17 protein-coding genes and 1 other RNA gene are annotated in these 21,603 nt (G+C 39.0%); 8 read left to right on the forward strand and 10 right to left on the reverse strand.

The window, feature by feature from the left end; translation table 11 throughout:
- Nucleotides 1–2 precede the first annotated feature (2 nt).
- A complete protein-coding gene (locus tag GA0116959_RS01560; protein ID WP_092718066.1) occupies nt 3–797 on the reverse strand; it encodes an RnfABCDGE type electron transport complex subunit B in 795 nt (264 codons plus the stop codon).
- A gap of 346 nt (nt 798–1,143) precedes the next feature.
- On the opposite strand from GA0116959_RS01560, the gene gdhA reads away from it, so the two are divergent.
- Nucleotides 1,144–2,487 (forward strand): NADP-specific glutamate dehydrogenase, encoded by a 1,344-nt coding sequence (gdhA, locus tag GA0116959_RS01565; RefSeq protein WP_092717643.1) that lies wholly within the window; start codon nt 1,144–1,146, stop codon nt 2,485–2,487.
- 76 nt (nt 2,488–2,563) lie between these two features.
- Here the strand turns inward: gdhA and GA0116959_RS01570 are convergent, their stop codons facing one another.
- The 3 genes from GA0116959_RS01570 to rlmH all read right to left on the reverse strand — a co-directional run bounded on the left by GA0116959_RS01570 (nt 2,564) and on the right by rlmH (nt 4,910).
- Nucleotides 2,564–3,331: an META and DUF4377 domain-containing protein gene (locus GA0116959_RS01570; RefSeq protein ID WP_092717646.1), complete on the reverse strand. Its 768-nt coding sequence runs from the start codon at nt 3,329–3,331 to the stop codon at nt 2,564–2,566.
- Nucleotides 3,332–3,484: 153 nt separating this feature from the next.
- Entirely contained in the window at nt 3,485–4,261 is a 777-nt protein-coding gene (locus tag GA0116959_RS01575) for a dioxygenase family protein (RefSeq protein WP_092717648.1), read from the reverse strand.
- A gap of 166 nt (nt 4,262–4,427) precedes the next feature.
- Entirely contained in the window at nt 4,428–4,910 is a 483-nt protein-coding gene (rlmH, locus tag GA0116959_RS01580) for a 23S rRNA (pseudouridine(1915)-N(3))-methyltransferase RlmH (protein WP_053579877.1), read from the reverse strand.
- A gap of 126 nt (nt 4,911–5,036) precedes the next feature.
- Between rlmH and GA0116959_RS01585 the strand changes: the two genes are divergently transcribed.
- Nucleotides 5,037–6,023: a M28 family peptidase gene (locus GA0116959_RS01585; protein WP_244878550.1), complete on the forward strand. Its 987-nt coding sequence runs from the start codon at nt 5,037–5,039 to the stop codon at nt 6,021–6,023.
- A 225-nt stretch (nt 6,024–6,248) separates the two neighbouring features.
- On the opposite strand, the gene lon is transcribed toward GA0116959_RS01585, so the two are convergent.
- From lon to GA0116959_RS01600, 3 genes are all read right to left on the reverse strand, one after another.
- Nucleotides 6,249–8,675 carry an endopeptidase La gene (gene lon / locus GA0116959_RS01590; RefSeq protein WP_092717651.1) on the reverse strand — a complete coding sequence of 809 codons (2,427 nt, stop codon included), beginning with the start codon at nt 8,673–8,675 and terminating at the stop codon, nt 6,249–6,251.
- Between the two features lie 145 nt (nt 8,676–8,820).
- Nucleotides 8,821–9,408: a 5-formyltetrahydrofolate cyclo-ligase gene (locus GA0116959_RS01595; RefSeq protein WP_092717654.1), complete on the reverse strand. Its 588-nt coding sequence runs from the start codon at nt 9,406–9,408 to the stop codon at nt 8,821–8,823.
- Nucleotides 9,409–9,454: 46 nt separating this feature from the next.
- Nucleotides 9,455–9,835, reverse strand: a complete 381-nt coding sequence (locus GA0116959_RS01600) for a MerR family transcriptional regulator (RefSeq protein ID WP_053579880.1) — start codon at nt 9,833–9,835, stop codon at nt 9,455–9,457.
- A gap of 83 nt (nt 9,836–9,918) precedes the next feature.
- On the opposite strand from GA0116959_RS01600, the gene GA0116959_RS01605 reads away from it, so the two are divergent.
- Together GA0116959_RS01605 and GA0116959_RS01615 are read left to right on the forward strand one after the other, a co-directional pair.
- Nucleotides 9,919–12,783 carry a heavy metal translocating P-type ATPase gene (locus tag GA0116959_RS01605; RefSeq protein WP_092717657.1) on the forward strand — a complete coding sequence of 955 codons (2,865 nt, stop codon included), beginning with the start codon at nt 9,919–9,921 and terminating at the stop codon, nt 12,781–12,783.
- Nucleotides 12,784–13,333: 550 nt separating this feature from the next.
- Nucleotides 13,334–15,034, forward strand: a complete 1,701-nt coding sequence (locus GA0116959_RS01615) for an NAD-dependent malic enzyme (protein ID WP_053579883.1) — start codon at nt 13,334–13,336, stop codon at nt 15,032–15,034.
- A 683-nt stretch (nt 15,035–15,717) separates the two neighbouring features.
- Here the strand turns inward: GA0116959_RS01615 and ssrS are convergent.
- From ssrS to GA0116959_RS01630, 3 genes are all read right to left on the reverse strand, one after another.
- A non-coding RNA gene (gene ssrS, locus GA0116959_RS01620) (6S RNA) lies at nt 15,718–15,901 on the reverse strand.
- Nucleotides 15,902–16,000: 99 nt separating this feature from the next.
- Nucleotides 16,001–16,285 (reverse strand): cell division protein ZapA, encoded by a 285-nt coding sequence (locus GA0116959_RS01625; RefSeq protein ID WP_053579884.1) that lies wholly within the window; start codon nt 16,283–16,285, stop codon nt 16,001–16,003.
- Nucleotides 16,286–16,287: 2 nt separating this feature from the next.
- Complete coding sequence (locus tag GA0116959_RS01630; RefSeq protein WP_092717660.1) at nt 16,288–16,839, reverse strand: hypothetical protein; 552 nt, start codon at nt 16,837–16,839, stop codon at nt 16,288–16,290.
- A 64-nt stretch (nt 16,840–16,903) separates the two neighbouring features.
- On the opposite strand from GA0116959_RS01630, the gene GA0116959_RS01635 reads away from it, so the two are divergent.
- From GA0116959_RS01635 to GA0116959_RS01650, 4 genes are all read left to right on the forward strand, one after another.
- A complete protein-coding gene (locus GA0116959_RS01635; RefSeq protein ID WP_092717662.1) occupies nt 16,904–17,536 on the forward strand; it encodes a UPF0149 family protein in 633 nt (210 codons plus the stop codon).
- Nucleotides 17,537–17,614: 78 nt separating this feature from the next.
- On the forward strand, nt 17,615–18,937 hold the full coding sequence (gene pepP / locus GA0116959_RS01640; protein WP_171256849.1) for a Xaa-Pro aminopeptidase: 1,323 nt from the start codon (nt 17,615–17,617) through the stop codon (nt 18,935–18,937).
- 46 nt (nt 18,938–18,983) lie between these two features.
- Complete coding sequence (locus GA0116959_RS01645) at nt 18,984–20,192, forward strand: FAD-dependent monooxygenase (RefSeq protein WP_092718071.1); 1,209 nt, start codon at nt 18,984–18,986, stop codon at nt 20,190–20,192.
- A complete protein-coding gene (locus GA0116959_RS01650) occupies nt 20,189–21,433 on the forward strand; it encodes an FAD-dependent monooxygenase (protein ID WP_092717668.1) in 1,245 nt (414 codons plus the stop codon). The genes GA0116959_RS01645 and GA0116959_RS01650 overlap by 4 nt, the downstream gene beginning before the upstream one ends.
- Nucleotides 21,434–21,603: the final 170 nt, after the last annotated feature.

The following is a 21,603-nucleotide window of genomic DNA, read 5'->3' on the forward strand; positions in this document are numbered from 1 at the left end:
CTTTAAGCTCCCTGTAACTGATTAAGCTGATGGGTTAAGTCATCTAACATCAGACGTTTTTTCGCATCTTCACGAACACTGAGCTGTTTTTCTAATTTTTTAATTTGGGTACGAATTTTTGCAAGTTCAATGGTGGTTTTTGCATCGAGCATTGCAACAGGTTTTGTTTCAGAAGAAGTAGAAATAACGGATTCGACCTGATGATCTTGTGCGAAAAATTCGGTAAATAAAGCAGAATCAATATCTGCACGTACAGTTGGGCCTTTACGAATTGAACGACGATTTTCCTCACGTTGAATATGAGCGTAATAACGATCTCTTAAATCATGCTGCTCTGCAATCCGTATTTCTTCAGTTAAAACTGTGTGGTTATCTTCAATCAAATCAATACAGTCTACCGGGCAAGGTGGAATGCAAAGTTCGCAGCCGGTACACAAGTCAGTCAAGATGGTATGCATCAACTTTGCAGAGCCAATAATGGCATCTACTGGGCAAGCACTGATACATTTGGTGCAACCTATACATTCATCTTCACGAATAATAGCCTTCATTCGCTGTGGACGACCATCCAGTTGAATTGGCCACACACTTTCTTCTGCGACTAAGAGTGGGCGATTTAATAATAGCGCCAATGCATCAGCGACAGGCTGCCCCCCTGGTACACATTTATTGGCTAATTCACCTTCACTGATTGCTTTGGCATAAGGTAAGCATCCATCTCGATGTCCACATAAACCACATTGGGTTTGGGGAAGCAAAGCATCGATATGATGGATGAGAGCAATTTGCGAATTCATGTAAATAACCAATGCGACTTGAAAAACAGGAGAAATAAAGTAGATAAATCCAATATTTTTAATTTTAACATGTTTTGATTGTTTAATCTTGCGCTCGAATTTAGCGCACATCATGCATTTAAATCGTGCAAAAAAGGATTGTAACTTTAAGGAGAGTCTCAACAAGATCAAGGACTTAAAATGCGTTATAATTGATATAAATATATGTTATTAAATCTTTTTTTTAATTTATTTAAAATAACTGTTGTAGATTGTTTGCAAAAGATATTTAATATTTTGCGCCAAAATTTATCATTTATTGGAAATTTGACCAATTTTAATCCACCTTTCTGCTGAGGATTAAGCGTTGAAATATAACAGCCTTAATGAGTTTCTAGATTACGTCAAATCACGTGATGCACATCAACCTGAATTTCTACAAGCTGTAGAAGAAGTGATGACCAGCCTGTGGCCGTTCATTGAAAAGCATCCAGAATATGCTGCACATGGTTTACTTGAGCGTTTGGTTGAGCCAGAACGTGCCATTCAGTTCCGCGTTTCTTGGGTGGATGACCAAGGTCAGACTCATGTCAATCGTGCTTTCCGTGTTCAGTATAATTCGGCAATCGGACCATTTAAGGGAGGGATGCGTTTTCATCCTTCTGTAAATCTTTCAATTCTAAAATTTTTAGGATTTGAGCAAACGTTTAAAAATGCCTTAACAACACTTCCTATGGGCGGTGGTAAAGGTGGTTCAGACTTTAATCCTAAAGGTAAGTCTGAAGGCGAAATTATGCGTTTCTGCCAAGCCTTAATGATTGAACTTTATCGTCATTTAGGCTCAAATACTGATATTCCTGCAGGGGATATTGGTGTAGGTGGTCGTGAAGTTGGTTATATGGCCGGCATGATGAAAAAATTAAGTAATGACACCTCTAGTGTATTTACGGGTAAAGGGCTGTCTTTTGGTGGTTCTTTGGCACGTCCAGAAGCGACAGGTTATGGCACAGTTTATTTTGCTGAAGAGATGCTTAAAACTCGTGGAGACTGCTTTAAAGATAAAGTAGTGACCATTTCTGGTTCAGGTAATGTGGCACAATTTGCAGCAGAAAAAGCCATGTTCTTAGGTGCGAAAGTGGTATCACTTTCAGATTCTGCGGGTACGGTCTATCTCAAAAATGGTTTCACTGATGAACTTCTCGTTGAAGTTATGGAACTTAAGAACGTAAAACGTGGGCGTATTTCTGAATTTGCATCTAAACACGGTTTTGAATACTTTGAAGGAGAGCGTCCTTGGTCAATTCAGTGTGATATTGCACTTCCATGCGCAACTCAAAATGAGTTAACTGCTGAAGATGCGGAAATTTTGATTAAGAATGGTGTGATATGTGTTGCTGAAGGCGCAAATATGCCATCTACGCTTGAAGCCGTTGAAAAATTCATTGAAGCGAAAATTTTATACGCGCCCGGCAAAGCATCAAATGCGGGTGGCGTAGCAACTTCTGGTTTAGAAATGTCTCAAAATGCACTTCGCTTAGGTTGGACTTTTGAAGAAGTGGACGAACGTCTGCATGCGATTATGAAAGAAATTCATCGCAACTGTGTTAAATTCGGTACGAAAGAAGATGGCACAGTGAATTATGTAGATGGTGCAAATATTGCAGGTTTCGTAAAAGTTGCTGATGCCATGTTGGCGCAAGGCGTATTCTAAAAATATAGGTTTGAATAAAAAAACCGATACACATGTATCGGTTTTTTTCTTTACCTAAAACTAAAAGACAACTTAATTATTTTACAGTCGCTCGTTCTACAGTCATGTCATGGATATAGGCATATTTTGATTGATCTGCTGCAGGATTTTTAATTTCATAACGTTTGATACGAATAATTTGTCGTTCAGCAGGATTATGTTGATAACCTTCAATTTGGTCATAAAACAAGGTCCAATCTTTATCGACTTGTGTTTTAACACCATTTTCTGCGTATTTAATTTCACGTACTTGTAAGCAGGTTTGTGGTGCTACGCCAGTACATTGTTTAGTTTCAGGTGAAATTTCAAGAAAAACAGTTTCTGCTTGAGTTTGATATTTGGTTTCAGCAGTCATTTTGCCACTAAAAGTATATTTTTGACCTGAAGCTGAAATAATGCTTAAAGTCGGTTGTTCAGGATTTTTTAAATCCAAAATAAAAGGTGCAGAGCGTTTACTGAATAAATCTGCTGCCACTTTTTCTTGTTGCATTGACGCGTCATCACAAGCCATTTGAGTTGACATTAAATCGCCTGTAATAATTTGATTATTTTCAGCTTTCCAACTGGTGCCCATGCCATTACAACTGGTCTGTATGCTTAAACGACCTTGAGCATCAAAATGAAGAACCAAAGGTTTAGGTGCTGTTCCTGTAGGCGTGCTCCATTCATAAGAACTGAGCATGGTCGCAGCATTTTTTTGTTGTAAAACGGACACTGCTATATCTCCTGCTTTTTGAATATCACCTGATTGACAGGCTGCAAGGGCTAAAGGAAGTAGAGCAAGGGCTAAAAATTTAAATTTCATTTTGGAAGTACTTGGTTTTGAATAACTTTTATAATCATAAGCGAATGTGCTTTAAAAACAATGGATACATTTTGATGATTTCGGTAGCAAAATGTATCTATAACTAAATTTTTATTGAATGTTAATAAAAAGTTATGATTCTGCGCCATGGTTTTAATCGAATCGATAAATATCCATACCCAAAGAGCCCATACTGAAACTACTATGCACAATATTAAAACGTGAACCTGTTCCCATAGCAAAAAAAAGCGGAGCAAAATGTTCAAGAGTTGGATGATTGCGTTTTACATAAGGAATATTTTGCCAGTCCAGTATTGCTTCATAGTCTTGATGGTTGAGTTTACTCACGACATCATTACGAAAACTCGATGCCCAAACAGGGACTTCCTGAGATTCGCCGTGCCAAGAAAGTTCGGCTAAATTATGGGTAATACTACCTGAGCCAATGAGTAAAATCTGTTGTTCACGCAAAATGGCCAAAGTCTGACCAATTTTAAAAATATCTTTGGCTGACATATTGATGGGTAATGAAATTTCGATGACAGGAATATCTGCATCGGGATACATATGCAGTAATGGCATCCACACCCCATGATCGCGTGGTCGCGTGCTATTGGCATGTGCAGTTAAACCAGCATCTGCCAAAAGATGTAAGATTTTTTCAGCCAATTCGGGTTGACCTGGTGCAGGGTAGTGGATGTCATACAGCGCTGCTGGAAAACCTCGAAAATCATGCCAAGTTTCAGCTCGAACACTGGTACTGATTTCAAGTGCATGACTTTCCCAATGTGCTGACATAACAATAATGGCTTCAGGCTTAGGGAGATTTAAACTCAAACGATGCAGTGCAGGACCTACTTGTTCGGGATTAAGCGCCAGCATGGGAGAGCCATGTGAAATAAATAAACCTGGAAGCGTTTGTAAATTCATATGAGTGCGCCTAATTTAAATAATATCGCTTTAAAACAATAATGCCTAAAAATATGTCGTGGATAAAGTGAGTGATTGCCAACATTCTGTTGCATTAAAAGAACGATAAAATATAGCGCTCTGATGTAAATAAAGATCGAGTATTTATGCTTAGAAACAATCCATATTACCCTGCACGATGATAGGGATGATTGTGATTAATGCTCATCGCACGATAGAGCTGTTCAATCAGCATCACTCGAACCATAGGGTGTGGCAAAGTTAGCTTGGATAAAGACCAATGCCATGCAGCAGCTTTACGAACTGCTTCGGAATGGCCATCTGGCCCACCAATGGCCAAAACCACATCATTGCCTTCTAGCATCCAAGCTTTCATGGTTTCAGCCAGTTTTTCGGTACTGAATTCTTTGCCACCGACCTCAAGTGCTATCAAAACTTCATTTTGCTTCACAGCATTTAAAATACTATCTCCCTCAATTTGACGATACTTTAAGATATCTGCTTCAGAATCATTTTTTCCACGTTTTGCCATGGGTAATTCAATAATCTGTGTTTGCACAAAAGGTTGAATACGTTTGAAATAATCTTCAAAACCAGTGAGCACCCAAGCTGGCATTTTTTGACCAATGGTAATAATGCGAATTTTCATAAGATTTGGTGATATAAAAGTCATGGCTATTATAAACCTGAAACTCAGTTGGAATGCTGATACACAACAAATTGCAATTGAAAATTAAGCTCAGATACGGCATTAATCTTATTCAAGGAATAGAATATGAATAAAAGAGGAAATAACAATAAAATGATTTTTAAAACACCTCAACATTTGGGCTTATTGTGTAGTACATTCATTTTTTCTTTTTTTTTCAGTACAGCAATTTGGGCAGTACCAAATGCCTCACCTGCCAGTACAGATAATTTAAAAGTTTATCTTGAGCAAATTATTGGGCCAGATGATTATCGAAATTATAAAAATATTCAACAGTTACAACGTGTGTCAGCATGGATTAAGGAACAAATGCATTTATTTGGTATTCCATGTGAATATCAAAACTATTCAGTAAATGGCTTGAGCTATCGAAATGTAGTGTGTCGTTTAACGAATGGGCATGCAGATAAAGTGATTGTAGGCGCACATTATGATGTCTTTGGTGAACAGCAGGGCGCAGATGATAATGCATCAGGAGTTGCTGGAGTCATTGAAACGGCACGTATTTTAGTACAACAAAAATCGCAGCTGGCTCAAAATATAGAATTCGTTTTTTATACGCTTCAAGAAGCTCCTTTTTTTAAAACGGAACAAATGGGAAGTTTTATTCACGCCAAATCGATTCAATCTAAAAAAGACCAAATTCAAGGGGTTTATATTTTAGAGATGATTGGTTATTTTGATGAAAACTTGGTACAGGAATATCCAGCTGGTTTGAAATGGGTTTATCCTCAGCACGGTAACTTTATTGCTGCTGTGAGTAATTTACAATCTTACGCATTAGGATCTCAATACTGTCAATCTATGCGAGCGCTGGATCGTTTAGAATGTCAAAGATTTATTGCGCCAGCATTTGTGTCAGGAATGGAGTTTTCAGATCACTTAAATTATTGGAAATTCGGCATACCGGCAATGATGATTACAGATACTGGTTCTTTCCGTAATAAACATTATCACAGCAAAACGGATATCTTAAAAACGCTCAATCTTGCCAAAATGGCAAATGTTGTCGATGGTTTGGTTTATAGTTTGCTCACGCCAATTCAACCATAAAAAACGCAGTCCACGAATTAAACATGGGACTGCGGTCAAAAGGTCATCCACCTGGAGATGTAGATGACCATTCGCTTGAGTAAGCAAAAGAAACACTATAAAGCATTTTGTATCTAGCTTAATCCATGAAGCTAAGAAGGCATTTATTTAAAACCTAAATACACTATAAATCTATTCAGTCAAAAAAAAGAGAGCCTAAGCTCTCTTTTTTGTATTAAATTCGCATTAATGGCGGGCAGCTTTGCCTTCATCAACGGGTTTAACAATCGGATTCTTTGCCAAAGGTTTTGGTATTTCGGTTAAAGCTAAAGGCAAGATTTCATCGATGCTTTTAACTGCTTTAATTTCTAAACCAGCTTTGACGTTATCTGGAATTTCCACCAAGTCACGTACATTTTCCTGTGGAATAAAAACTAACTTAATTCCACCACGATGTGCCGCAAGCAATTTTTCCTTTAAGCCGCCAATGCGCATGGCACGGCCACCTAGATTAGTTTCACCTGTCATGGCAATATCTGCACGCACTGGAATTCCTGTAAAAGCAGAAACCAAGGCTGTGGTTAATGCCAAACCAGCAGATGGACCATCTTTGGGGGTGGCACCTTCAGGTAAATGCACGTGAATATCGGTTTCTTCGAATCGTATAGCTTCTATACCCAACGCATCTGCACGGGTACGAACGACAGTCATGGCAGCGGTAATGGATTCTTTCATCACATCACCCAGTGAACCAGTGGTAATGAATTTACCTTTACCTTTTACAGCCGCAACTTCAATAGACAGTAATTCACCGCCGACTGATGTCCAAGCCAAGCCATTCACATGGCCGACCTGTGCTTCTTCTTCTGCCATACCGTAGTCAAATTTATGTACGCCAAGGTATTCAGATAGATTTTCAGCAGTCACATCAATATGCAGGTTTTTGGCTTTTTTGCTAACCGCTTCTTTTACCACTTTACGGGCAATTTTTGACACTTCACGTTCAAGACTACGTACACCTGCTTCACGGGTATAGCGACGTACAATGTCACGAATCGCTTCTTCATGAATAGTCAGCTCTTTCGCTCGTAAACCATTGTCCTTAATTGCTTTAGGTACAAGGTAACGATCTGCAATGTTCACTTTCTCTTCTTCGGTATAACCTGGTAAGCGAATGACTTCCATACGGTCAAGTAAAGCTTCAGGAATATTCATGCTGTTTGCAGTACAGATAAACATCACTTCAGATAAATCAAGATCAAGATCTAAATAGTGATCATTAAACTTACTGTTTTGTGATGGATCAAGGACTTCAAGCAGTGCAGAAGCAGGGTCGCCACGGTAGTCTTGTGCCATCTTGTCAATTTCATCAAGGAGGAACAAAGGATTCTTTACACCAACTTTTGTTAAAGATTGCACCACTTTACCTGGCATCGCTCCGATATAAGTCCGGCGATGTCCACGAATTTCTGCTTCGTCACGTACTCCGCCTAAAGCCATACGCACAAACTCACGGCCTGTGGCTTTGGCAATCGACTCACCTAGCGAAGTTTTACCGACACCCGGAGGACCGACCAAGCAAAGAATCGGGCCTTTAAGTTTTTTCACGCGTGATTGAACCGCTAAATATTCCACAATACGATCTTTCACGTCATCTAAGCCGTAATGATCTGCATCTAGAATTTCTTGTGCTTTGCTTAAGTTAATGCTGACTTTGCTGGCTTTATTCCAAGGCGTATCTAAAATGGCCTCGATATAATTGCGAACAACTGCAGCTTCACTTGAAGCAGGTTGCATTGCTTTTAGCTTACGGAATTCACTTTCAGCTTTTTTACGCACATGTTCAGGCAAATCTGCTTCTTCAAGACGACGCTCAATTTCTGCAACATCATCTTCAGCACCGCCATTCATGTCGGAAAGCTCACGCTGAATAACCTTCATTTTTTCATTGAGGAAATATTCGCGCTGATTTTTTTCCATTTGACGTTTAACTGAGTCATGTAAGGTTTGCTCAATCTGTTGTTCTTCAGATTGTTGCAAGAGATACGTCATGAGTTCAGTCAAATGTGCTTCAAAGTCATCATGTTCTAAGAATTTTTGTTTAACATCAATATTCAAAGGCACACGGGTAGCCACAAAGAATAACAATTGTAATAAATCATCAATTTTATTTGAGGCAGTAATGAGTTCACGTGCATTGCGCAATTTTGCTTCTGCATATTGAGCAAACAAGGTACGTAATTCTTGTACACGTGTTTCTTGTGAATCAGACTCTATGGTGACGGTCATCGGGCTAATGGCATGTTCGGCTGATAAATATTCATCATTATCGATAATTTTAACCAGCTTAGAACGATGTAAGCCTTCGATCAGAACTTTGATGCAATTCTCATCATTTTCATGATTCACAACTTGTACAATTTTCGCAACTGTACCGTATTGATACAAATTGTCGTGATCAATTTCTTCTGTAAGCGAATCTTGTTGTGCAACGACAAATACGAGATTGTTACTGTTACGAGCCACGTCAACTGCATTGATCGATTTTTCACGACCAACAAATAACGCAATTTGCATGTGTGGATAAACCACCACATCTCGTAGCGCTAAAAGAGGTAATACGCTTGGAACCTGTGTATCTAAGGTTTCTTCATTCATCATAATTTCAGACATGGGCACTCCTAGTGAGTAACAATGGTGTTGCCATATTTTTATAGTGATGGGTATTTCAAAAATTACAAGTGCAGGACAAATGAAAATAGATAAAAAAATGCGAAATTGATCAAGTCACTCTGAGAAGTTGAGCTAAAAAAAGAGTTTAACGATTGAAATATAGATATTTTTTTGGCGTAATGAGGGCGTCTAAAGGCTGATCCCATTTTTCACGAACCAAACGTTGTTGAATGAGTTGAAAGTCATGTGCTATACCCACGCGCAAAGGTTTACAGGATGCACTGGCTAAAGTTTTATCATAAAAACCGCCCCCCATGCCAATGCGAGTTCCATACGGATCGCAGGCAAGTAAAGGCATAATTAAAAAGTCGAGTGTTGATACATGCAAGCCACGACTCATCATTGGTTCTTGCATGCCGAGTGGATGATGTGAAAAACGTTTATTGCGATATTGTTGTTGCGTGATGTGCACCCAAACCAATTGTTGATTCATGTTGCAAATCATAGGTAAATAAACCTGTTTATACTGTTTAAAGCAGTATTCAATGATCTGTGTGGTTTGAATTTCACCAAAGGCATGTAAATAAAGCCCTATTTTTTGTGCGTGCTGAAATTGAGGAAGCCGTATTAGTCGGTTTAAAACCTTTTGTTGTGCTTGTTGTTGTTTAAAAAAATCAACTTTTCTACGTTTAAGTCGAAGTTGTTTGCGTAAGAGTTTTAATTCAACTGACATGTTTATTGACCGCTCTATTCATATTTTTTGTCTTGAATCCAATTTATTAAGCTTTTTTGAGTTCTTTTAAAATTGGGCAACTCGCTGCTTGCGTGGTTTTACATTCATCGACCCAAGTGGCCAAGCGTACTTTAAGGCTATTGAGTTCTTGAATTCTCTGATCAATTTTATTGAGACGTTGTTGAATCACCTGACGGACTTGTTCTCGATCATTTAATTGAAGTTGTAGTAATTCCTGAATTTCACTGAGTTGCAAACCTGCATCTTTGGCTTTTTGAATGAAACTGAGTGTCTCGATATCTTTGTCATTGTAATAACGATAATGCTCTGTGGTTTCAGGCACACGCATTAAGCCGATACGTTGATAGTATCGAATGGTTTCAACATTCAGTTGACAGTGTTTGGCCAGTTTTCCAATGGTGAGCATAAAAATCTCCTCAAATCACTTGACTCCGTACCTAGGTACAGACTTTATGCTAGCACAATTAAATAATCAAATGGGTAAGTCTGATGAGTGAACCAGCTAAATCTTCTTGCTGCACAAAACAAAAATCAAGTCCAGAATGGGTCAGCGTAGATCCTGTCTGTGGGATGAGTGTCACCGATTTGTCTAAACCCAATATTGACTATAAAGGGCAGCGTTATTATTTCTGTTGTAATGGTTGTTTAAATAAATTTGAGCGAGATCCTGAACAATATTTACTGTCAGCTGACGTAAATCAACCGAAAAAAATGGATTGTGCTTCAAAAGCTAAAATTGAAGAAAAAACGACTTCATACTGTGCGACTCAAGATCAACAACCTGTGGTGCAATCATCGGGCTGTTGTGCTGGAAATAAGCCGAAAACAGTAGTTCAATCCATTGAAAGGGTTGTTGATCCCGTTTGTGGTATGCAGGTTAAAACTGATGCTCAATATCATGGTATTTACCAAGATAAAGACTATTATTTTTGTTCTGAGCGTTGTTTAAGCAAGTTTAATATCGCACCTGAACAATATGTGGTTTCAAAGACTCAAAGCTCTTCATGCTGTGGCACGAAAAAACCACCAGAACCGAAAAAACAGTCATCGTGTTGTGTGGGTGGTCATTCTGCAAATTCTTCAGGGCAAACAGAAATAGATCCTGTCTGTGGCATGTCGGTGGACACATCAACCGATTTAAAAACTGATTATAAAGACAAAACCTATTACTTCTGTAACCCATCTTGTTTGGATAAATTTAAGCAAGATCCTGAATTTTATTTAATTCCAATAGATGAGCGCCCTGTACCAGAAGGTGCGGCAGATATGGATTATACCTGTCCAATGGATCCTGAAATTGTACAAAAAGGGCCAGGAACTTGTCCTATTTGTGGTATGGCTTTAGAGCCAATGCAACCAACCTTGGATGATGCACCAAACCCTGAACTGGTGGATTTTAGCCATCGTTTTTGGATGACTTTGCCTTTGACCTTAATTGTTTTTGTCTTGGCCATGGGTTCGCATATTCACGCTTTTATTCCACAGCATATTCAACCGTGGATTGAATTGGTGCTTTCTATTCCTGTGGTGCTTTGGGCGGGTAAACCAATTATTGAGCGTTGCTGGACATCTTATAAAACACGTAACTTAAACATGTGGAGTCTCATTGGTGTTGGCGTCTTAGCGGCCTTTATTTATAGTGTGGTTGCGACCGTTTTTCCATCTCTTATTCCTATGGAAGCCAAAACAGGTCATGGCGTAGCCGTGTATTTTGAAGCGGCGTGTATGATTGTTTCTTTAAGTTTGCTTGGGCAAATGATGGAGCTTAAAGCCCGTGCCAAAACAGCTGATTCATTAAAGTCATTGCTGCGATTGCAATCCAATACTGCAAAACTGGTACAGAATGATCAGGTGGTCGAAGTCGATATTGGCATGGTTAAACAAGGCGATATTCTGCAAATTTCATCGGGTGAGCAAATTCCACTGGATGGTATTGTGGTTGAAGGCAAAACCTATGTCGATGAAGCGATGATGACGGGTGAACCACTACCTGTAAAAAAAGAATTGGATGATCCAGTGATTGGCGGAACGGTGAATCAGCAGGGTAGTATTCGTATTCAAACCACAGCAGTGGGTGCAAATACGACCTTGGCGAAAATGATTCAGACTGTAGCAGAAGCCCAACGCTCTAAAGCGCCGTTACAACGACTTGCCGATGTCTTTGCTAAATATTTTGTCGTTACAGTACTTATAATTAGTGTACTGACTTTTATTGCTTGGATGGTGTTTGGCAATGCACAATTTGATTTAGCGCTGATGTGTGCCGTTGCTGTACTGATTATTGCCTGTCCTTGTGCTTTAGGTTTGGCAACACCCATGTCGGTGATGGCAACCACGGGGCGAGCTGCACAAAAAGGCGTACTGTTTAAAGATGCCGAAGCGATTGAAGCTTTAAGTAAAGTAAATACATTGGTGATTGATAAAACAGGAACATTGACTGAAGGCAAGCCAAGCCTAAAAGAAATTCAATTATTGTCCGATCAGATGACACAAGCTCAAGCTGAACAATGGATTGCATCTATTGAACAGTATTCGACGCATCCTATTGCACAGACTTTGACAAAATTGGTTGCGGCAACCGAACTGCTTAAAGTCAATGATTTTGAAGATGTCACGGGCTTTGGCGTAAGAGGTCAGATTAATGATCAAATGCTATATGTCGGCAGTCAAAAGCTACTCGATCAATTGGGTTTAAACTTAAAAAAGTCTGTTCAGGCTCAGTTGCAACAGCAACGCGCCAAAGGCAATGTGATTAGTTTCTTGGCCAATGAGCAAGAGGTTTTGGCTTATATTTCTATTCATGATGCAGTTAAACCAAATGCTCATCAAGTGATTGCGCAACTGATTGCAGATGGTGTGGATGTTGTGATGGCAACGGGTGATCATGAACAAAATGCAAAATTAGTAGCAGCAGAGCTGGGTATTCAGTATGTCTATGGCAACTGTACACCGACTGAAAAATTAGACATTGTGAAAAAATATCAAGCACAGGGCAAAGTTGTAGCAATGGCAGGCGATGGTATAAATGATGCCCCTGCACTTGCTCAAGCCAATGTGGGTATTGCAATGGGCAATGGAACAGATATTGCCAAACAAACGGCACAAATTACCTTGGTAAAGGGTGATATTCGCGGGGTTGCGGATGCAATTCACATGGCAAAAGCTGGAGTGAAAAACATGAAACAGAATTTGGCCTTTTCATTTTTCTATAACGGTTTGGGTGTGCCTGTGGCCGCGGGTATTTTTTATCCATTAACAGGGTGGTTATTGACGCCGATGTTGGCCGCTGTTGCCATGTCATTAAGTTCACTTTCAGTGGTGATGAATGCACTACGTTTACAAAAGTCAAAATAGTCTTCAATAATTTTAAGTCACTTCAAATGCGGTGATACCCAAGATGTACATCTTGGGTATTTTTTTAGCGTAAAAATGAGGAACTAAAATCAAGTAAAGCAATTCTTGAATAGATCATCAAGATAAAAATCTGAAATAAATGTTGCAGATGTTGAATAAAAAATTCTGAGCTGCCATTCAATCTGCTTTTACATTTTTGATTATTTTATCAAGATTTAAGCTTTTTTAATTTAACGCACTTTAATAGTGCGATTACTATAAATTTAGAAAATGTGTGTAAGTAAATTTTTTACCGCTATACATGACGAATAAAATGATTAAAGCAAGCGAAAAAAAATATTCAAAAGCATCAATTTTTTTATTTATCGGGATATATTGGTTTGAAAAAGCAGATTTTTTTATCTTTATTAGCTTAGAAAATCGTTTGCATATCATTATCAAATTTAAAAATATCGCATTGGGTCAAAATAAGGCTAAGCTACTCACTTATGAAGGTATGAGATATATTTTTCTGTATACCATCTTCATGACAATCGAAATGAGATAGGAAATGACGACAGATAACGTAGCGATTAAACAACCTTTATATATTCCTTATGCAGGAAATACCCTTTTAGAGCTTCCATTATTAAATAAAGGTTCTGCGTTCACTGAACACGAGCGTAGTAAATTTAATTTACACGGTTTAATTCCTCATGTGATCGAAACCATCGAGGAACAAAGTCATCGTTCATATCAGCAATACAGTGCTTTTAATGATGCTATTAATAAACATATTTATTTGCGTAATATTCAAGATACCAATGAAACCTTGTTTTATCACCTCATTGAAAATCATTTAAGTGAAATGATGCCGATTATTTACACTCCAACGGTCGGTGAAGCATGTCAGCAATTTTCGGATATTTATCGCCGTCATCGCGGTATTTTTATTTCGTATCCTGACCGTGATCATATCGAAGAGATATTACATAACGTAAATCGTAAAAATGTCAAAGTCATTGTGATTACAGATGGTGAGCGGATTTTAGGATTGGGTGATCAAGGCATCGGCGGTATGGGCATCCCGATTGGTAAATTGTCTTTATATACTGCATGTGGTGGTATTAGCCCAGCGTATACCTTACCCATTACCCTAGATGTGGGGACGAACAATCAACAGTTACTCAATGATCCTATTTACTTGGGTTGGAATCAGCCACGTATTAGTGGTGATGAATATTACGATTTTGTAGATCATGTGATTGAAGCCATTCAACGTCGTTGGCCTGAGGCATTAATTCAGTTTGAAGATTTTGCGCAAAAAAATGCCATGCCATTATTGAATAAATATCGTGATAAAATTTGTTGTTTTAATGATGATATTCAAGGCACAGCAGCAGTTTCAGTCGGTAGCTTAATTGCTGCTTCACATGCCGCAGGCAAACAACTTAAAGATCAGACCATTACATTTTTAGGTGCAGGTTCGGCAGGTTGTGGTATTGCAGAACAAATTGTGGCTCAAATGATGGCCGAAGGTTTAACTGAGCTAGAGGCACGTGCTCGTGTTTATATGGTCGATCGTTTTGGTTTAATTACTGAAAATCAGCCAAACTTACTCGACTTTCAAAGAAAGCTAGCACAAAAGCCTGAAATTATTGCTGAATGGGGTAATGCCGAAGAAGTCATTTCATTACTCGATGTGGTTAAGAATGCTAAACCAACGGTATTGATCGGTGTTTCAGGACAACCTGGATTGTTTACAGAAGAAGTAATTCGGACACTGGCTGCTAATTGTGAACGCCCAATTGTGTTGCCATTATCGAATCCTACTTCTCGTGTTGAAGCTGTCCCTGCTGATATTATTCAGTGGACGGATGGTAAAGCATTAATTGCAACAGGTAGTCCTTTTGCACCTGTCAATTATCAAGGTAAGATTTATAACATTTCTCAGTGTAATAACTCGTATATCTTCCCTGGTATTGGTTTAGGTGTCATTGCTTCTGGTGCGACGCGTGTGACTGACAGTATGCTAATGGCCTCTAGTAATGCACTTGCAGCTTGCTCACCGAAATTGACGCATCCTGATGCGGATTTGTTGCCTGATATTGATTCAATTCAGCAAGTTTCAAGAATTATTGCGGTGAAGGTTGCACAAGCAGCAATGCAAGCAGGTGTAGCACCGATTATCAGTGATGAAGCTTTGGAGCAGGCGATCAATGACCATTATTGGAAACCAGAATACCGCAGTTATAAACGGTCTACATTTTAATAGCTAAGTTGTTAATGATTGCCCTAGAAGTCTTGTTTATCATCTTAATAAGATTTTTTAGGGCAATATTCCAATTAGATTAATTAAGAAGATATTTATTTCACGGTTTAAAGTATTTTTATTGGTTTAAATCATGATTATTTTTTATTTAAGTAAAATAAATAAATTGATAAAAATGATTATTTATACTAAAGCTAGACTAAATTTAAAATAATAACAAAAATTCATAATCTTTATAATGTACTTAAAATATTCATATAAATTAGGTATATTGAATTCTATATTAAAAATATAAAACCTATAAAAATGGAACAATTAAACCCGTCAGACTTAAAAGCAATATTACATTTTAAACGCGCCAATGTGTATTACCTCCAATATTGTCGAGTAATGCAGCTTAGAAATGCTTGTTTAATTGCTGCGATAACTCAAGAAGTTCACTGCCAGATAGGCAGCTTAGAAAAAGACAATACCGTTGGGGCTTGTATAACACACATTCACTGAAATGTAGGCAATTGAAAAAATATAGAAGGGTTAAGTATTGATGGGGATTATTTATACTATTAAAAAGCTAAGAACTATGAAAATTGAAGTTTAATTTTGCTCTAATACAGATAATTTATAAATTAAATTTGGATTTTCAAAAACAGAAAATTATATTTCACTATTTATTATTTTAAATAAAACACTCCGATGATGCCGCTGCATGTGTCGTTACCCTGAACCCGATGAGTTCAAGGTGGACGCGACGTATACTTGCTGGGTTTCCTACATGAAAGTAGGCATACACTCTAAATATACAGAACACATCCATAAGTTTAAGTATCGGCAGGGGAATAGACCCGCTGGCGAACACCTCAGAGATAAAGCAAGTATAACCAATATTCAGGTGTTGGCAAATATCCAGTGTGCAGGAACTGTAAACTTAGGTTTCAAATGGAGATACTTTGCACATTTTTTTCGAAATTAAGTTAAATTTTCGACATCTTCTAAAATAGTACTCAATAGACGCTCACAATGTGCATACTCTTGCAATGACTTGTTCATCGCTAACACTTCTTGCATGAGTTCTAAAGCCACCATAATAATCAGTTTACTGGGTTCAAGACGGGGTGCTTTACGACGAAAATCATCATATTTCCCATTTAACAATTCAGCTGCACGTTCCAAATCAGCTTTTTCATTTTCTGTGGTCGATAAACGGAACATATGACCCAATACTCGAAGCTCAACTGCAATTTGTTCAGTCATGATTAATTATCCTCACTTACTTCAGTTGGGTGAGCCAGTTGTTGAATTTCTTGGGCATGATGATCTTGTGCAGTTCCTAAAATAGACAACCGTTGAATAATGGTTTCAACTTTTGCTTTGGCATGTTCATTTTTTTGTAACAATCTTTCTCGTTCTTGCTGCAAACCTTGAATTTCATGCTGAGCCAGACGTTGTTCATTTTGCATTTTTTCTTTCACAACACGTAACTCATTACGTTCAGCCAAAATTTCCTGAAAACGGTTTTTAAGATCGGTACAACTTTTTTCTAAACGACCGTAACGATCAGCCAATGACGTCGCATCTGTATTCAATTGCTTGAATTGAGACTGGGCATCGCTTAACTGTTCACTTAAATTGTCTATTTCTTCTTGTTTCTGAGTAATAATGCCATTTTTTTGCACAATTTGGGCATGGTGATGTTCGGCAGAATTTTCTTTTGCCGCACTGAGTGCATTATTTTCACTTTCATAATGCGTAAGTCGTGTTTTCAAAACACCAATTTGCGCCTGGAGACGCTGTAATTCTTCTAACATATGATGGTCGCACAGTATTGCAAACAAAGGTAATATATACGAAGTATAGAGATTGGATAGACGAATGCAAGACGATATTTCAGGTTGGTCAGAATGGTACCGCAATTTTTCAAAAATTGAGGAAATTACAAGCCCAAGTGAGTTACATGGACTCCTTACAGGTATTGTTTGTGTTACCAAAGCGCCAACACGCGAAGAATGGCAACAAATTTTAGCAACACTTGAAATTCCAGAATTGGATGAAAATGTATTAACGCTTTTAACAGATGAGTCAGAAGATATCGCACATGCGTTGTCAGATGACGAACTGGATTATTTACCTTTGCTTCCAGATGATGAGCATGTACTTGCTAGTCGGGTAGAAGCCTTGGCAGATTGGTGTGCAGGTGTAGTACTCGGTTTTGGGTTGGCTTCAGGTCATATTCGTCCAGATGAAATGGAGTGGATTGAGCACCTACAAGATGTTGCTGCTGTCGAGTTCGAAGAATCTGACAATGACGAAGAAGGCGAAGCAAGCTATCAGGAGCTGTATGAATTTGTACGTTTAATTCCAGTCAGCCTATCCTTAGGACGTCAAAAAGTAGAGATTAGCGAAACGGTATTACTGCAAAGTATTCAGCCACAGTTAAAGCGTAATCCTTCTGCTACAGAAGCAAGCAGTGTTGTAGAAATGTTTACACCGCATCGTCCGAGCTAAATCGGGCGATTTTGCTCCAATAACATGCTATTTTTAAAAGCTAAACTTGATTTATAGAAGATAAAAGTAAACTTAATGATGAAACTGACTCAAGCTGATTTTCAGGAACGTCGCGACCGCCTAGCAAAACAAATGGGTCCGCACAGTATTGCGATTATTGCCACCAGCCCAGTTGCGATGCGTAACCGTGATGCAGATTATAAATTTCGTGCGGACAGCAGTTTTTTCTATTTGACTGGCTTTGACGAACCTGAGGCAGTTGCTGTTATTGAAACTTCTGAATCGCTGGATGATGGTTATAGTTATAGCTTGTTTTGTCGTGAACGTGATCGTGAAATGGAAATATGGAACGGTTATCGCGCTGGAGTAGAGGGTGCAGTCGATGAGTATGAGGCAGATGAAGCTTTTGCCATCGATCTGTTAGATGAGGAAATTATTGAGAAATTACTCAATAAAGAAAAATTGTTCTATCGTATTGGCCAGCAAGCTGAATTTGATGCGCGTGTAACAAACTGGATTACTGAGGCAAATGGTGAGTCACGTCGTGGTACATCTGCCCCTTCACATATCATCCAATTGGACCGTATTTTAGATGAAATGCGTTTGCATAAATCAGCGCAAGAAATTGAATTAATGCAAATTGCCTCGACTATTTCAGCGCAAGCTCATACACGTGCCATGCAAACAGTGCGCCCGGGTATGATGGAATATGCGCTCGAGGCAGAATTAAATTATATCTTTGGTCAAAATGGCTGTGTTCCTGCCTATAACAGTATTGTTGGTGGCGGAGCCAATGGTTGTATTCTGCACTATGTGGAAAATGATAAAGCACTTAAAGATGGTGATTTGGTCTTAATTGACGCAGCATGTGAATATCAATTATATGCCTCAGATATTACTCGTACCTTTCCTGTAAATGGTAAGTTTAGTCCTGAACAGAAAGCATTATATGCAATCATTTTAAAAGCACAGCTTGCAGCAATTGACGCAGTACGTGTGGGTCACTCTTATAAAGAGCCACATCACGTAGCTGTTCGTATTATGGTTGAAGGCTTGATTGAACTAGGGTTAATGCAGGGAGACATTGAGGAAATTATTCGTACAGAATCTTTTCGTCAGTTCTACATGCATGGCACAGGGCATTGGCTTGGGATGGATGTGCATGATGTTGGATCGTATAAGCACGAGGGTGAATGGCGTGCTTATGAAGCAGGCATGGTCGTAACCATAGAACCGGGGTTGTATATCGCACCTGATGATGAAACTGTGGATGAAAAATGGCGTGGTATCGGTATTCGTATTGAGGATGATGTCGTAGTAACGGAAAGTGGTCCTCGGGTTTTGACTGCAAGTGTTGTAAAAACAATAGAAGAAATTGAAGCCTTAATGGCTCAAGTTTAATTCATTCATTTCAATAAGCATTAGTAGGCGATCAGGAGTAGATATGGTGCAGCAGCAAGTCATCATCGTAGGGGGGGGAATGGTCGGACTTAGTCTAGCCTTGATGTTAGCCAAAGCCAGCATTGCGGTAAAATTACTCGAAGCCATCAAGTATCCCAATTATGATGATGCTGATCTTGCACCATATCACTCCAGTTTTGATGCTCGTAATAGTGCTTTGTCACGTCGTAGTGTTCAAATTTATCAAGAGCTTGGGTTCTGGGATGCACTTCAAGTGCATGCTACACCTATTTTTGAAGTCAATATTACGGAACAGGGCAGTTTTGGTAAAGCACGTCTAAAAGCAGCACAAGAGAAAGTCGAAAATTTCGGTCAGGTGATTGAAAATGCGTGGTTGGGGCGTGTGTTATTGACGGAAGTCAAAAAACAACCATTGATTGAATTGATTGATGGGGTGCAAGTCACATCTCTCAAACAAAATAAAGATCAGGTATATATTGAAGCGCTACGCCATGACCAATGCTTATCCTTGCAAACTGCATTGTTAATTGCTGCCGATGGTCGCGATTCTTTTTGCCGTCAAGCTTTAGGCATTGGCGCGAGTGAACATGATTATGACCAAGTGGCAATTGTGACGACAGTTCAAACCTCAAAACCCCATCAACATATTGGCTTTGAGCGTTTTAGTGCTTTAGGACCTCTGGCACTTTTACCTTTACCGGGTGAATACCGTCGTTCTGTGGTGTGGCCGGTAAAAAAAGGGACTGAACATGAGTGGTTAGGCGATGAAAATGACCAACACTTTCTAGATGCTTTGCAGCAAACCTATGGTGATCGTGCGGGTAAATTTCAAAAAACGGGTCGTCGTTTTAGTTTTCCTTTGTCACAAGTACTCGCGGAAAAACAAGCGATTGGTCGTGTAGTGTTAATGGGTAATGCAGCACATACTATTCATCCTGTAGCAGGACAGGGTTTTAATCTCTGTATGCGTGACGCTTACGTTTTAGTACGTTCTCTCACTGAACAACTGTCCAAATCAGATGATATTGGTGAACCTACTATGTTGCTTGCATATGAGCAAGCACGATTAAGCGATCAACAACGAGTCATTAAATTCTGCGATTCTGTAGTGCGCGGCTTTAGTCATCAAAATCCAATGTTAAAGTTAATCCGTAATACGGGATTAATTGCTTTTGACATGATTCCCGGTGTAAAACCTTTAGTAGCAAATTATGCGATGGGATTAAAAGCATGAGTCACATTCAAACGGACATTTTAGAGGTTGTGATCGTTGGTGGTGGTTTGGTGGGTGGACTCACTGCTTTATTGCTGGCACAAGGTGGCGTTCAGGCGACTGTATTAGACGCGGCTCCCGTATTGAATGAATCCAAAGTCTTGAGTACAGCCAATCCGCGTGTTTTAGCTTTGAGTCAAGCCACCATTCATTTGCTTAAAACGGTGAATGTTTGGCATGAAATTGCACGTCAAATGCCCTATAGCGGCATGCAAGTGTGGAATAAAAATGGCTATGGTGAAATTAATTTTGGACAGATGAGTTTATATATACCAAGTGAGGTACAAACCTTAGGTTCAATGGTTGAACCGAGTATTCTAAACTTAGCCATTCAGCAAAAAATGCTTGAACAATTAAAAGATTATCGGACGCAAGTTAAAGTAATGCGTGTTGAGCAAGGAATAAATGTTTGGCATATTCATCTTGCAGATGGCACACAACTCACCACGAAATTGGTGATTGGTGCTGATGGCGCCAATTCATTTGTTCGCGACCAAGCTTTTATTGATCTTGATATTTTGGATTACCAACAAGCAGGTTTAACCTGCGCGATACGCACGGCAGAGCCACATTTGCATGCTGCACGTCAAATTTTCCTTGAAACTGGCCCATTGGCTTTTTTACCCATGTCGAGTTTAAAACCTGAGCAAGAGGGTTTTTGGCAGTCTATTGTTTGGACATTGCCTGATGATTTCGCAGAGGAATATGCAGCTCTAGAGGATGACGCTTTTACGGCACTTTTAAGCCGTGAAAGTCACTACATGTTAGGTGAGGTTTTAGAAGCCACTCCACGTGCTCAATTTCCATTAAAAGCACGTGCGGCACAACAATATGTCAAAGCGGGATTGGCATTGATTGGTGATGCTGCGCATGTCATTCATCCATTGGCAGGGCAAGGGGTCAATATAGGCTGTTTAGATGCTGCGATTTTATGTGATGTGCTGCTTCATGACCTTAAACGTGGCGTATGGGCACATGAACAAACCCTAAAGCGCTACGAACACCTGCGTAAAGGGCAAAATGATGCCATGATGCACAGTATGTCAGCGATTGGTTGGATGGAAAAAACCACATTTTTTCCTGTTGTTTGGGCGCGAAATTTCGGCTTAAAACAGGTTGAGCAACGTAGCTCTTTAAAAGATGCTTTTATGTCTCAAGCCAATGGATTAAGCAGTTTGCAAAATACCTGTTATGCGATTTAAGAGGGTAGAGCTACTTTCTATACAAATATTTATATAAGTTTACTTTTTTGATTAAAAAAAATACGTTTTTTGAGTATTTGACTCTATGCGAAACGCTCAGAGATTGTTAAATTTCTTCCTAATTGCAAACCAATTTAGATTGGAATGAAAAACGTCATTTGTGGGGGAGA

It is taken from the genome of Acinetobacter albensis (assembly GCF_900095025.1).
GTDB lineage: Bacteria > Pseudomonadota > Gammaproteobacteria > Pseudomonadales > Moraxellaceae > Acinetobacter > Acinetobacter albensis.

Excerpts from the sequence above, each read along its gene's own strand:
- GA0116959_RS01560 (WP_092718066.1), bottom strand. The coding sequence starts at position 797 with ATGAATTCGCAAATTGCTCTCATCCATCATATCGATGCTTTGCTTCCC.
- GA0116959_RS01570 (WP_092717646.1), bottom strand. The coding sequence starts at position 3,331 with ATGAAATTTAAATTTTTAGCCCTTGCTCTACTTCCTTTAGCCCTTGCA.
- GA0116959_RS01575 (WP_092717648.1), bottom strand. The coding sequence starts at position 4,261 with ATGAATTTACAAACGCTTCCAGGTTTATTTATTTCACATGGCTCTCCC.
- rlmH (WP_053579877.1), bottom strand. The coding sequence starts at position 4,910 with ATGAAAATTCGCATTATTACCATTGGTCAAAAAATGCCAGCTTGGGTG.
- GA0116959_RS01585 (WP_244878550.1), top strand. The coding sequence starts at position 5,037 with ATGAATAAAAGAGGAAATAACAATAAAATGATTTTTAAAACACCTCAA.
- lon (WP_092717651.1), bottom strand. The coding sequence starts at position 8,675 with ATGTCTGAAATTATGATGAATGAAGAAACCTTAGATACACAGGTTCCA.
- GA0116959_RS01595 (WP_092717654.1), bottom strand. The coding sequence starts at position 9,408 with ATGTCAGTTGAATTAAAACTCTTACGCAAACAACTTCGACTTAAACGT.
- GA0116959_RS01600 (WP_053579880.1), bottom strand. The coding sequence starts at position 9,835 with ATGCTCACCATTGGAAAACTGGCCAAACACTGTCAACTGAATGTTGAA.
- GA0116959_RS01605 (WP_092717657.1), top strand. The coding sequence starts at position 9,919 with ATGAGTGAACCAGCTAAATCTTCTTGCTGCACAAAACAAAAATCAAGT.
- GA0116959_RS01615 (WP_053579883.1), top strand. The coding sequence starts at position 13,334 with ATGACGACAGATAACGTAGCGATTAAACAACCTTTATATATTCCTTAT.
- GA0116959_RS01625 (WP_053579884.1), bottom strand. The coding sequence starts at position 16,285 with ATGACTGAACAAATTGCAGTTGAGCTTCGAGTATTGGGTCATATGTTC.
- GA0116959_RS01630 (WP_092717660.1), bottom strand. The coding sequence starts at position 16,839 with ATGTTAGAAGAATTACAGCGTCTCCAGGCGCAAATTGGTGTTTTGAAA.
- GA0116959_RS01635 (WP_092717662.1), top strand. The coding sequence starts at position 16,904 with ATGCAAGACGATATTTCAGGTTGGTCAGAATGGTACCGCAATTTTTCA.
- pepP (WP_171256849.1), top strand. The coding sequence starts at position 17,615 with ATGAAACTGACTCAAGCTGATTTTCAGGAACGTCGCGACCGCCTAGCA.
- GA0116959_RS01650 (WP_092717668.1), top strand. The coding sequence starts at position 20,189 with ATGAGTCACATTCAAACGGACATTTTAGAGGTTGTGATCGTTGGTGGT.